Origin of the sequence: Vibrio sp. 10N.222.48.A3, assembly GCF_041475345.1 — a bacterium.
In the GTDB taxonomy this organism is placed as follows: domain Bacteria; phylum Pseudomonadota; class Gammaproteobacteria; order Enterobacterales; family Vibrionaceae; genus Vibrio; species Vibrio tasmaniensis_A.
The window spans coordinates 1-12,835 of record NZ_JBFRVX010000007.1 but is presented as its reverse complement, the minus strand read 5'-3'; the positions used below and the strand labels follow the sequence as shown (position 1 = coordinate 12,835).

The 12,835-nt window shown below is 41.5% G+C and carries 13 protein-coding genes; 4 read left to right on the top strand and 9 right to left on the bottom strand.

Annotation, left to right across the window (positions count from 1 at the left end; translation table 11 throughout):
• From AB4653_RS00155 to AB4653_RS00130, 6 genes are all read right to left on the bottom strand, one after another.
• Nucleotides 1–2,301 (bottom strand): fimbria/pilus outer membrane usher protein (locus tag AB4653_RS00155; RefSeq protein WP_372103069.1); only part of this gene is annotated, 2,301 nt, incomplete at its 3' end.
• A 10-nt stretch (nt 2,302–2,311) separates the two neighbouring features.
• Nucleotides 2,312–2,992, bottom strand: coding sequence for a molecular chaperone (locus tag AB4653_RS00150; protein ID WP_102257754.1), 681 nt, complete (start codon nt 2,990–2,992; stop codon nt 2,312–2,314).
• 89 nt (nt 2,993–3,081) lie between these two features.
• Complete coding sequence (locus AB4653_RS00145) at nt 3,082–3,666, bottom strand: hypothetical protein (protein WP_086048837.1); 585 nt, start codon at nt 3,664–3,666, stop codon at nt 3,082–3,084.
• Nucleotides 3,667–3,857: 191 nt separating this feature from the next.
• On the bottom strand, nt 3,858–4,496 hold the full coding sequence (locus tag AB4653_RS00140) for a helix-turn-helix transcriptional regulator (RefSeq protein ID WP_102257755.1): 639 nt from the start codon (nt 4,494–4,496) through the stop codon (nt 3,858–3,860).
• Between the two features lie 237 nt (nt 4,497–4,733).
• Entirely contained in the window at nt 4,734–4,946 is a 213-nt protein-coding gene (locus AB4653_RS00135) for a VF530 family DNA-binding protein (protein ID WP_012604684.1), read from the bottom strand.
• Between the two features lie 45 nt (nt 4,947–4,991).
• Nucleotides 4,992–5,942 (bottom strand): LysR substrate-binding domain-containing protein, encoded by a 951-nt coding sequence (locus AB4653_RS00130; RefSeq protein ID WP_102257756.1) that lies wholly within the window; start codon nt 5,940–5,942, stop codon nt 4,992–4,994.
• A gap of 103 nt (nt 5,943–6,045) precedes the next feature.
• On the opposite strand from AB4653_RS00130, the gene AB4653_RS00125 reads away from it, so the two are divergent.
• Nucleotides 6,046–6,252, top strand: a complete 207-nt coding sequence (locus tag AB4653_RS00125) for a DUF1127 domain-containing protein (RefSeq protein WP_017060829.1) — start codon at nt 6,046–6,048, stop codon at nt 6,250–6,252.
• Between the two features lie 130 nt (nt 6,253–6,382).
• Here AB4653_RS00125 and AB4653_RS00120 read toward each other — a convergent pair whose 3' ends face one another.
• Nucleotides 6,383–7,288, bottom strand: coding sequence for a LysR substrate-binding domain-containing protein (locus AB4653_RS00120; protein ID WP_102257757.1), 906 nt, complete (start codon nt 7,286–7,288; stop codon nt 6,383–6,385).
• A 795-nt stretch (nt 7,289–8,083) separates the two neighbouring features.
• Here AB4653_RS00120 and AB4653_RS00115 point away from each other — a divergent pair.
• The 3 genes from AB4653_RS00115 to AB4653_RS00105 are packed head-to-tail and all read left to right on the top strand — an operon-like array spanning nt 8,084 to nt 10,540.
• Nucleotides 8,084–8,578: a TadE family protein gene (locus AB4653_RS00115; RefSeq protein ID WP_102257759.1), complete on the top strand. Its 495-nt coding sequence runs from the start codon at nt 8,084–8,086 to the stop codon at nt 8,576–8,578.
• Nucleotides 8,579–8,589: 11 nt separating this feature from the next.
• Nucleotides 8,590–9,147 (top strand): TadE/TadG family type IV pilus assembly protein, encoded by a 558-nt coding sequence (locus AB4653_RS00110; protein WP_009847506.1) that lies wholly within the window; start codon nt 8,590–8,592, stop codon nt 9,145–9,147.
• A gap of 10 nt (nt 9,148–9,157) precedes the next feature.
• Nucleotides 9,158–10,540 (top strand): vWA domain-containing protein, encoded by a 1,383-nt coding sequence (locus AB4653_RS00105; protein ID WP_102257760.1) that lies wholly within the window; start codon nt 9,158–9,160, stop codon nt 10,538–10,540.
• A 157-nt stretch (nt 10,541–10,697) separates the two neighbouring features.
• Here AB4653_RS00105 and AB4653_RS00100 read toward each other — a convergent pair whose 3' ends face one another.
• Together AB4653_RS00100 and AB4653_RS00095 are read right to left on the bottom strand one after the other, a co-directional pair.
• On the bottom strand, nt 10,698–12,386 hold the full coding sequence (locus AB4653_RS00100; RefSeq protein ID WP_102257761.1) for an AMP-binding protein: 1,689 nt from the start codon (nt 12,384–12,386) through the stop codon (nt 10,698–10,700).
• Nucleotides 12,387–12,476: 90 nt separating this feature from the next.
• Nucleotides 12,477–12,835 (bottom strand): helix-turn-helix domain-containing protein (locus AB4653_RS00095; RefSeq protein ID WP_372103065.1); only part of this gene is annotated, 359 nt, incomplete at its 5' end.

Genomic DNA, 12,835 nt, shown 5'->3' with positions numbered 1-12,835 from the left:
ACAGATGGTGTAGTCACCCGGCGCAACGCCTTCCACAACGAACCTACCTGATCGATTAGTGAAAAATTCATATGTTTTCTGTTGTCCAACTAACTGACCTTGGAAAAGTTTTAGTGGTGTTTTTGGCCCGATCTCAATCTTACCTATAATGGTTTTCGATGCTGCCGAGCCAATTTTTATTAGATGGCCTGTTTGTGAACCTGGTGTAATGTTGTATTCGTGGTCACCGAAGTTATAACCTATTGGCGCATCCGGTACATCAATGTAGATACTGGATAATTGGTGCCCTCCAGATAACTGAACTGCATTACTTATAGTATAGGTAGATATTGCTTCTGCAGGATCGTCTGCAACCGCATTTATTTCTACATCAGCATCTAACGAGTCATGGACAGCGATGATTGCTACAGGGCCATTGATTGGACGTGACCAAGCCAAGTTACCGTCAGCCAAAGTAAACGCAGTACTCGCTCGTAAAGAAGCGGTTTGGTAGTTTGTTGAGTTATCAAATGCTAGGTGAGAAACTTTAGCGTCGGTGATAAATCGGTTTGCTACATAATTACCTTCGATTGAATAAGTTTGAGAGTCACTCTCGCCTTCAGCCGTCATCGCATAACCATAGCTGCCAGTATAATCCTCCGATGGACGTTGGAATTGAGCTCGATAGGTGTCTGGTTCGTTGGAGTAAGATACATTTGCATTGTATTTGCCGTCGTCAGAGTTCCAATCCCAATCAGCAGAAAAGGTGAAGCGAGTTTCGTCAATGTTTTCGTTTGGGTTTTCTTCTTTTTCGATACCTGCAGAGAGTGACACGTTATAAAATTGCCAAGCAATTTCAGTCGAGGCCTGCCATTGTACTTCTGCCTCTTCAAAATCACGATAGTCACCGCTCAGGATTAAGCTCAGGTTATCCGTAATACTGAAAACGTAGTTTGAAAAGACGCGGAGGCCAGTATTCGCATCCGTAATCTGCCAAGGTAATGCGAAATAATTCTCTTGATATTCACTACCAAGACGGAAGTTTGGGGAGCCGTAACTGTCAGTTCCCCATAATTGATGAGAGTAATCTAAGCTGTAGATACTACCTGTCTCATTATTGGGCTTGTTGTTTTGTGCCGAGGCTCGAATCCCCAAATTACCCCAATCGGAACCAACGGTAGCAATCATACCGAGTTGTTGTCCTTCTGGGTGGTACAAACTATTTACACCGACTGTTAAGGTATCGCTGATGCCATAGTCGTAATATCCAGAAGTTACCCATTGCTCGTTGTCATACTTAAAGTTGTTATCTTCAATTGTCGACGTTAAACCAGAGTAAAAGCCAAAATCAGAAATGCCTTCTCTTAATAAGCGTGAGTTAAAGAACTGGCTATAAACGATGGTATCGGTTCTGCCTGATTGATAACTAATGTCTAACTGAACGTCATTGGTACCAGAAACGAGAGGCAAATCATCAAGTGTATATCGACCTGGGGGTAATCGAATCTCGGTGAGAAAAACATCGTTGATATAGATTTCCACATCGGCACTCTCATTCAATACCAGCGGTTGAGTTCCTCCGTTCTGGATGTTTCGGGTAGGTTGTAAGTCTTGATACAAACGTTCAAAAGCAAGGCCACCGAGAGGTGTACTAGGAAGGTGCCCTGCACTTGCTTGGGTGACATCACCAAAGGTTAGACGAAAAGGGGTATTTGGTTCATCGAAGAACAGGCGAGCTTCACCTCGATACACGTCGGAATTGAGATCGCTACCACCAGTTACAAAGCCAGATATTTCAACATTAGCGCCTCGGACGCCACCAATATTGGATTTCAATAACCATTCACCAAGCCAAGTTTGGGTGTCTTCTGCATTAGAGTCGTTGAATAAGGAGTAATCCGTACTGGCATTCAGTGTATTTTGTACTGTCCAAAACGCGCTTTCTGAATATTGGGCGGGTTCATATTTGCTACCAAACGAAAGCAAAAATTCAGCTGCAGCCGTTTCATCAATCACTAAATTTATGCTTTGTTCGGAGGAGTTAAAAGTTGCATTGATACCCATACGATCCAACTGTTCGACTGTGATGTACTCTTCGGAAAAATCTCGTAGTGCAGCCAATGTATCAGGGTTAATCAATTTTTTAGTCGACTGAGCTATCTGATCTACGTTGACAGATCCAACACTTATACCGTCAGAGTATGCATTTACTTCACCGATTGTGTTTTCACCCCAAGTGACAGGAAATGGGAATAACCAACTTTGAGCGAACGCGGCTGGTATAGTCATTATTAGAGTGAGGTATAAAATGAGACTCTTCATGAAAGCATCATTAGTCTATTGTTTTAACAGAAACTTTCTCTGGCTGTCCCAGTTCACTTGGTAAGGTGTATTTGACGGTCGTTCCTGGCATCAAGTAAGCGCTTGTTTTTTTGCTTAGGACTTCCCAATCGACCGTTTTGTTTGTTTTATCGCCAGAGAAATTAAACTCCATACCATTCATGTTCAGTACTCGCTTACCATCGTTTCGGATAGTAACTTGGCGGTTTTGAAGTGTAGTGGTTGGAATTGATTTACTGGATGTGGGAGATACAAAAACCAAAGTTGCAAACTCTAGTAACATGGAAATAGAACTGTCGTCATTTTCCTCAATCTGATTTTCTAGCTCAATTTGCGTAAAGACAATACGGTAGGTGTCGGTTTGTTTTATTGGCCCTGTTGGCATGTAACGTACGCGGAAAGTCTGAGACTTTTGGCCGTCAATTTTTGCTTGAGGTGGTAGGATGAGAAATTCATCTTCTGACGGGGTTAAGATTTCTTCACCAGTAGAAAAATCAGTTTGATAGACGTTTACTTCTAGGAGAATCGGCTCTTCTTCAACATTAGTCACTTTATACAAACCTTGAGAATTCCGGCCCACATCATCAAGTTCTAAATAGATGGGGCTTACCTCGTATGCGAAAAGAATAGAACTAAACAACAAAGAAGATAGAAGAGTGGTAATCCTAACCATAGATATTTCTCCATAAAATAACTTGGCTCGATAACCGAGCCAAGTTTTGTTTGTCTATAAGACAATGTCCATAAAGTGTTGTTCGGTGATTAGCTTGCTGGACCTGCTGCTGCAAGACTCACTTTGATTTTACCTTTATATTTACCTGCTCGTGCAAATCCTGAATCTTCAGGTTTCACATAAATGGGATGCTTGTTGATTTTGTTCACCAAGTGTTCGCCCAATGATGGAATTGGTGGTGCCGTTACTTCTATGGCATGGTCGTTTTCAGTGTTCGCCACCATGTCTGAACCAATTCTTACTTTATAGTTAATTTTTTCACCCATATTGTGCTTGGTTACACCGTTTAATTGGTAAGCTGTAACTGAAAATTCCAAATCAGCACCGTAATTACACCAAGCACGTAAGTTACCTACTAAAACTTTCTTGTTGTTGAAGCCATTGCTCCACGAATCAGTATGAACTTTGTTCGCTTTACGTAGAACGTTATTCTTCACGTCTTTTTTACCGATTCGCAATAGACAGCGTTTTGGAACTCGACCTTCGATTCGAATCGTCTTTTGGTCCGTTTTGCTCAGTGTTGTAAAGTCCACAGCATTATTAAACTGAACCGCAGAAGCGCCAAAAGAAAGTGAAGCGGCTGCTACAGCGGTAGCAAGAAGTAACTTTTTCATCGTTCAATCCCTCGTTAGTTAAGATGCATACCCGTGCATCACTTTTAAAGGTTACGAGGGAACAAAGTGCCAAACCTCATCACATAGAGTGAAAAATATCGCTTACATAGGGTGAGTTTAGAATGAGTTTTGTTATATTCCAATTTTCTTGTGATCTTACTATTTTCTTGTGACCTTGCTATATATCGAATCTAATTAAAGCTTTTTACCTGAGCAAGAAGTTCATACCTGGATCGTAAGTTTAATTTACGAAGTAAGTTTGATGAGTGAGTCTTCACTGTGTTGATACTGACGTGTTGCTGAGATGCTATCTGAGAGTTCGACAGCCCTTTTAGTATCAATGAGCAAGTATCCCTTTCTTTTTTTGTTAACTCTTTATAATTAACTATATTTTCACAGGCTGATTCATAGTTGGTTTCATTGCTTTGATAAGAAGAAACCAGTTTATTTAACACTGACCTTGGAAACCATATCTCTTCTTGATAAACAGATAAAATTGCTTTCGATATAAACTCAAAGTGCTGATCTACTTGCCCCGAAAAACCTTTTTCTAGCCATACTGTAGATGTATTGTCATTCACATTGACAGCTAACCAAAATTCATTTCTTTCATGTAGGATAAATCCGTATCTTTTGGGGCATGGCATTGTTTGAATATCAAATAAAACAACCGTTTCAGGTTCGAGTTTCGGTACTTGCATAAAGCATTGGGAGTGAGAGATTTGCGCACTAGGAATAGATACCGCAAGTAGGTCTTTTATCACCCTATAGTATGAATTATTGCGGGTAAGAACATGAATGTCTAACGCGAGTTCAGAATCAACTTCCATGATTGACCTCTCTATTTACTCATACAAAAAATCTTTAATAATCGGTAGGTTAATGAGGAGTTATCCCACAGAGTCTAGTTAAATAATATTAGTATTGATTAAGTATTATTCAATGCAATTGATGTGATATTCGTTTTAATCATTGATTTTACGAGTAATATAAGGGGGTAAAATAAAATGCGCACCAATGGTTTCATACTTTAGTACCGTAAATGGTGCGTTTGTTAAAGGAAGGGACTAGCGTTTCAAATCGATATAGATTTGCTCTACTTTGGTACGAGCCCAATCTGTTTTACGCAAAAATTTTAAACTTGATTTAATGCTTGGATCTTTTTTGAAGCAGTTGATATTTACCATGTAACTCAACTCTTCCCAACCGTAATGTTCAACCAATTCAGTCAGCAGCTTCTGTAGAGTGATACCGTGAAGTGGGTTGTTGTCTTGTGTCATGAGATGTTCTCGCCATTTATTTGAGTTAAGTATACCAGTTTCGCCTTATGAATTATCCGACCATTTGAGTTCGTAGTCGGTGTGGATAATCGAAAGCTCTTCTCTACCTGTATTACCAAATAATTTAACCTGATTCTGCATCCATTCTTCGAAACGTTTTATCTTTTCTCGATGGAAGTAACCTGGAGGCGCGCATAAAAAGTAATTGTATTTAGGCTTCAGCGCGATGTTTCCGATTCGCACCAATTTCTTTTCCTGTAAATAGCGATACACCAAGCTGTGCTTAACAAGCGCGACACCTTGAACGGATAGTGCACCTTCTAACACAAAATGAGAGCCATCAAATTGCAATGATGTGCGGCCAGCTTTTACTCCTGCGACTTGTAACCAGAGATTCCAATCCATATCAGGCCAACGGTCTTCAATGAGTTCCGCTTTATGCAGATCGTCGATGTCATAGATACCATGTTTCTCTTGATAAATAGGGTGGCAAACCGGGTAAATGACCTCGTCCATCAACCAACGTGATTCGATGTTTGGGTAGTCTCCATGACCGTATCTAACGCAGATATCGACATTAGAATCTTCAAATGTGACTAGCTTATTGGTCGGCTCAATTAGCATGGATAGATCAGGGTGGCGACCGCGAAAGTCGCCAATTCTTGGTACGAGCCAATGCTGAGCAAAGGAAGGCACGGTAGAGATCGACAGTTGAGTAGGGTTAGGATCTTGGTTGATTCGTCTCACCCCATCTTGAATATGAGCAAAGCCTTTCTTCGCTTGCAGGTAAAGCACTTCACCTTCATGAGTGAGTACTATTTTTCGGTGTTGGCGAATAAACAGATCTGCAGCTAACCACTCTTCAAGTTGGCGAATCTGTTGGCTGACGGCAGCTGCCGTGACAAATAGTTTCTGTGCGGCGACTTTAAAACTGCCAGTTTCAGCCGCCGTGTAAAAATAGTAGATCCCTTGGAATGGTGGGGCTCGTTCTCTCACATTAGTTTTCCTTAACTGAATGCCAGTATCTATCGTTTGTCGATGTTGCTCTGTTGATTAATTATCGACCATAACAAAACAAAAGATCAACAGGAGAAAGGCTATGAATACGATCACAGCAACAGCAAATACCAACCATTCATTTTTTTCATCATTGTCAATTAAGAAATTCTATTCTAAATTAGGCCTGTACTTTCAAAATCGTAGAACTAGAAAGCAGCTGTCTGAGCTACCCGATTATTTATTGAGAGATGTCGGGATTACGTCGGAACAAGTCGAGAAAGAACTGAAGAAGTCATTTTGGGAGTGATTCGAGGCAACGTAGCTTTTAACTCGACGTTGCTTTAACTCAACATAGTTTTGTCGGTGTCGGGAGGTTTACGTTACCGTTCTATGTTGAGTTAGGTTTATGGTTTATATAAAGAAGTGGGAGATGATATTTAACTCTCCAATAGCTCGTTTACTTCTTCGTGCAACCAATTGGTGAACGCGGTAATACGCTCTTCTCTCGGGGAGTTAGGGTCAAAGCATAGGTTGACTTGAACCCCAGGTGTCATGCCTATATCAAAGGGCTTCACTAGCAAGCCGCGTTCGATGAAGTCACCAGCTAAGCTGTCTGTTGCCAAGCAAACCCCATGTCCCGCCATGACAGTCGTTAACCCCATATCAAAGGTACCGACTTCCATCCACTGAATGGTGCTGCTTTGAGTCGATATGTTTGCTTGCCTAAACCATTCCTCCCACGGGAAACAACCGCTATCAAACTGAATCAGCCAACATTTGAGGAGTTGTTCAGGTGATGTGAAGTTCAAAGAGTTTGCGAGTTCAGGGGAACAAAAAGGGTAAACCGGTTCGTTGATTAGCATCTCAAGAGTCAAGCCTTCTTCAACGCATAGATCTTCGCCTTGTCGAATAGCAACATCAATCTCGCCATGTTTTAAATTTGGGGTATCACACCCTGTTAGTATCTTAATTGGGATCTCTGGGTGCTTTACCGAGAACTTCCACAGCCTAGGTAGTAACCAACGAGAAGCAAAAGAAGGGGGACTTCTAACAACAAGCAGCCCTTGAATAGGTTCTGATTGGATCTTGTTTAACCCCAGCAGAACCTCTTGAAATCCATCAGAGACATGTCTAAAAAGTGTGTGCCCTTCATGCGTCAAAGTCATTGCACGCCCCTTACGAATAAAGAGCTTACATCCAAGCTGTTCTTCTAACTGTCGAATCTTCTGGCTGACGGCTGCTTGAGTGACGAACAGCTCTTCAGCCGCTTTGCTGTAATTGCTCAAGCGAGCCGCAACTTCAAAGTAACGGAGACCTGAAAGGTGACGCAGTCTATTGTCCATAATCTCAGCTTATAGTTCTTGTTAATAATGGTTGTTCGATTATCGAACAGGTTGTTTTCATAATAGCGATAGAACGATGGCGAGCACAAGAGAGAAATTATGGAGTTATTAATCAATTTGAAGAGTTTTTTCGGTTATAAAATCTTTAAAAACAAGGTAATGGGAGTCAAGATTGACGAGACTAAATCTAATAAGGTGTTATGTGTAGAACAGTTAAGTCATCGAGTAAAAGAGGATTTAGGATTAAGTAGCGAGAACAACAATGATTCAGACTACACCAAATATTTATAACCTTTTGTTATCTTAAAGGAGTCGCAAGGGTTCTTTGTGAGGAAGGTCTCTTTGGGGTAGCTCTATCTAACTATTCCATAATAAACACTGAGAGTATTTCTATTTTATTCGCTACTAAACTAAATGCTTAATTTGAACTTTTGTTGTCTTATATTTGAGACTGTGGTGGTGATTTATATAGAAACAACAGCAGTCTGATTTATATCCTTACTTTATCTAATGGATATAAAACAGACAGTTATTTGGGTGCTGAATAAATTGGGAGTTAGATTCTATTTTATATTGGACGTTATTTTCGTATTTAACCAACTGAAAATAATATATTTTAATTACTATCGATATTGATAGCGGTAGCAATCGTATTACCTTCAAATACCCCTCGCGTATAAAACTTGAACAACTCATTTATCAATTCTATATCTGTAATGTTGAGCTTTTCTGTATCTCCTAGGTTTTCTATTGGGCTATATATGGGGAATAGAAAGGCGAAAGGGTGGGGGCTGTATGAGATCTATTTCAAGAGGTTCAGAACGTAACCGCTATCGAAGCGGTCTAAAATCCAAAATAAAAGGCATCGCTATTATCGAGTTTACGATCGTGGTGAGCCTGTTTTTTGCGCTTTTTTTGACGGTTGTTGATCTTGGTATATATGGGTTTGTTAAATTGACCATGCAACATTCGGCAAGAGAGGGCGCAAGATATGCCATCACAGGTCGTTCTGATCTCGATCCCGATGCATCGAGTAATCGAGAAGCGGCAATCTTAGAAAAAATTTCCCAATCTTCGAGTGGTCTACTCGACAAAGTGATGGATGTTCAAAACATACGTGTTGAAGATGTCTATGGTAATGCCGTCGCTGGTTTTGGTGGCTCAGGGGACATTATTTCTATTCATCTTGATTGTGAGTGGCCATCTGTAAACCCTTATATGTATGTTTTGCTTGATGACGGGAAGTTTAAATTTACCGTTAGTGCGGCAATGAAAAACGAAGCTTTTTAAGGAGGAACAGGATGTTTCCTTTGAAGATCAAAAGAGCCGCAGAGAAAGGGTTTGCGGCAATCGAAATGACCTTAATAGCACCATTGTTCATGTTGCTTATTGTTGCTGCTGTCGATATCACGCACCTCATTCAAGCCAATCACATCATTATCAGTATCAGTCGAGAAGGTGGGAACATTATTTCTCGGAGTAATACTGATACCCCTCAAGAAGTGATGGACATCATAGCGACGACATCGGGAACATTGGACTTGACGCAAGACGGTGTCATTTACATTACCGAGGTGGTTGGTCAAGAAGGTGCTTCCCCCTACATTAAAAGTCAATATCGATGGAACCAACACGGATTAAGTAAAAATAGTGCTATTTGGTCGAGTTGCAGTAACTGGGCAAGTGATGGGGAGTGTTCTGATGTGGATTCAGATGATCCCCCGCTCATCAATAATCTCGCAGTTGCACTTGATGACGGGGAGATCGTTTACAGCGTAGAGGTATTCTATGACTACTCACCCATCTTTAGTCGAGTATTCGACGAGCAATATATTTTGAGTGACACAACATATATGTAGGGAGGTTAAAATGGATAAGGGAACCCCAATCAAATATCGTTACAGTCGGGGGTTAGTGGCTTTGATGTCAATCATCGCACTGCCTTTTATTTTGTTAGTTGTTGGACTTTCAGTGGATGCTGGACGCGCTTACATTGTTAAGTCTAAATTATTTGCGGCGGTTGATGCTGCGAGTATTGCAGCCGCAAGAGCGGTCGCTAATGGCGAAGATGCAGGGCGTGCTGCAGCTCAAAAATATTTTTCAGCTAATATCCCCGCCGACTTTTATTCAGCAACGCCGAGCTTAGGTGCGGTGAACTTCGCATATGATTCTTTTGGTAATATTTCCATAGATATTTCGGCTACAGCGCAAGTACCTACTATCTTTTTGCCCTTGATAGGGTTAGATACATTCAACCCAGGAGTTTCAGCACAATCTATCCGTCGCCCCGTAGATTTGGTGTTAGTGATTGATAACACTACTTCCTTGAGACTAGGGAGTATTGGCGACGTGACACAAGACGTGATTGATCGGTCTAAGTCGTTCATTGAAAATTTTCATGAGGGATTTGATCGAATTTCATTGGTTAAGTTTGCTTTTGGATCTGAAGTCCCTGTGGGGTTCAATGCGACCCGTGGACATAGCCGGAGTACCATAAAATCTGAAATTGATAGCTTTAACTTTGGTAGCACTTCAAATGCCCAATATACCAATGCATCAGAAGGGATGTATCGAGCTCTGAATGAACTCAGAACTGTGACTGATCCTGCCAACTTGAAAGTGATTGTATTCTTTACTGATGGAGCGCCAAATACTTTTGCTACGACGTTTGATTTTGAAGGTGGTGGAACTCACACAGGGGCTATAAGATCGAGCGACGGTAGTAGTGGCAGACCTAGAGGTCTTTGGAGACATGATACGATTGCTACCAGGTTACCGGGCGGTTACGAGGGAAGAGATATTGATGACTATATCAGCGAAATTCCTCAGTATTATACAACTCATGATGCTAGTGCCACCGAGTTCAACATTTTGAACCCGACTCATGCGGTGCGCCCAGTAGCGCAATATGCCCCTGATAGTCATTCAGCAAATGATCTGTATACCAGAGTTAATCGGGTTGCTCGTAATCTAGTTGAAGACATCGCGGAAAAGGCTAGAACGGAAGACATATATGTATTTACGTTGGGTTTAGGCTCATCACTAACATCGGCAACTGGACCTGATAGTGAGTTTGGTGAGGACTTATTGTTACGAATGGCAAACTCTAGCGCGCTTTTAGATGATCCGGACCTGAGTTCCGACTATGATCCTGCTCAGCTTGAAGGGGTGTATTGCCATGCCATCGATGAAGAGGCATTAGGCCCTTGTTTTGATGAGATGTTAGACGTAATTATCAGGTTAACCTTGTAATACTTGTCTGCGGGTTATTGCTTGCGTTAAGACTGTCAGTAAGAAGAACAGTCATTAGGAAGTAGAATTACATAAAAAGAGGGAGCTCTTAAGCTCCCTCTTAGTGCCAATTTCAGTTTAGTAGCACTCTTTATTCAGTGTTAGGTGCAAGTAATGGTTATTCTTCCCAAACCACCAATTTATCTTTCGGCCAGTTATGACCGATTTCATGGTATTTCTGCTCAAGGATATGTCGCTTTATCTTGAGAGTCGGGGTAAGTACACCGTTGTCGATGCTCCACGGTTCCTTAATCATCAGTACCCCTTTGATCTTCTCATGCGAGGCTAACAGTTCGTTCATTTTTTCAATGACACGTTTACTTGTTCTTTCATAACGAGCTCGATCAAAATTAGGGAAGTCATGCGGTACCACTAGTAGGATAGGACCAGGTAAGCCTAAGCCGATCAAACACATCATTTCTACGCGGCTGTATTCAAACAGTTTGTTTTCGATTGGCACTGGAGCCACAAACTTACCTTTCGCAGTTTTAAAGGTGTCTTTTTTACGTCCCCGGATCGTTAGGTAGCCCTCGCTGTCGATATCACCAATATCGCCAGTATGAAGCCATCCCTCAGAGTTAAAAGACTCTTGGGTGGCTATGTCATTTTTGTAATAGCCAGAGAACATACCTTTGCTTCGAACCAAAATTTCTTCATCTTCTGCAATTTTGAGTTCGATGCCCGGACCAGCATTACCCACAGTACCAATTTTGTCGGCTCTAAACGGGTGATTAATCGTGCTGTAGGCGAAAGACTCTGTCATTCCCCAAGCCTCGGTAATGTGTAGACCAACACTCTCATACCATGCGAGTAGAGCCGGTGATACCGGAGCTGAACCACATCCCAAAACGCGGGCTTGATCTAACCCTAGGCCATCAGCCAGTTTCTTCTTAATGATGTTGTTGATAAACGGAATCTTAAGTAATAAATTCAGTTTCTTCTGCGGAAGCTTATCTTGGATTCGTTGCTGGAACAGAGTCCATAAGCGAGGAACTGAAATAAATAGAGTAGGGCGATGCATTTTCACATCATCAATAAAGGTATCTAAAGACTCCGGGAAAGCAGTGACTATACCGCCCATTACCGATGAGCCAAAGATGTAAACGCGTTCTGTAATATGGGCAAGCGGTAGATAAGAGAACAAGCGATCGCCGGGTTGGATACCAATATGATCGATCAACCGTTGAACTGACCACGTAAAGGCGCCGTATGTGAGCATCGCGCCTTTTGGTAGCCCTGATGTACCCGAAGTATAAACAAGCGACATTACTTTATCATCGTGATGCTGAGGACGCTTGGTTGAGGGTTCATGGGTATCGATGAGTTGTTCGAAAGTATGTTGGCACTTCGCTGCGCTATCGTAGGGAAGTGAGATACTCACCAAGTTTGGATTATCATCCAGTACTTTTTGAGTGGCCTTAGGGTCGTCGAGTTTACCCGCAATCACAATTTTACTTTCACTGTGTTCAATACAGTACTGTATGGTATCGGCACCCGCTGTTGGAAAGATTGGGACGCTGACAAAATCTCCTAACATCATGGCAAGATCGCAGATAAACCACTCCGCACAGTTTTTCGATACGAGAGCGACTCGATCACCGGGTTGGGCTCCGAGTCCTTCTAATGCTGACGCCAGTTTCAGTGCTTTGTCGGCCACTTCTTTAAAAGTAAATTCGACAAATTGGCGATTAATAATTTGTTTTAAATAGACCTCATCGGGGCGTTCTTCTGCCCATTTTAAAATCATGTCATTGGGTGTAGAGAGAGCTGTTGCTTGTTCTTGGCTAAACTCGTTAGGCTGAATCATTGTCTAACTCCATGTTTTTCGCTAAGTTATTTTTGTTAAAATCATGTTAAATGTACCATGGTTTTTTCTTTTAGGGAGTAAAATTAGCGTTTATGTTCTTTGTTTTCCGTTATCTGTGCAGGCTCGCCTGTAACTTGCAGGCGTTACTCCAGTCCGTTTCTTAAAAATTCTCGAGAAATATGACACATCCTTGTATCCACATTGATAGGCAATGACAGCAATTTTTGATTCGGTATCTGCCTCGATTAACTTTTTGGCAAGTAGAATGCGTTTATCGCACACGAAGTCTCTAAAGCTTACTCCAAAGTGTAGATGAAACTTCTTAGAAAAATAGGTGGTTGAACAGTGACATTTCTCGGCGATCTCTGTTTCTCTGATTTCTTTGTTGATGTTGTCCATCACAAAGTTAATAACTTCGGATGTGAAGACCTTTACAGGCAGTTGGTTGT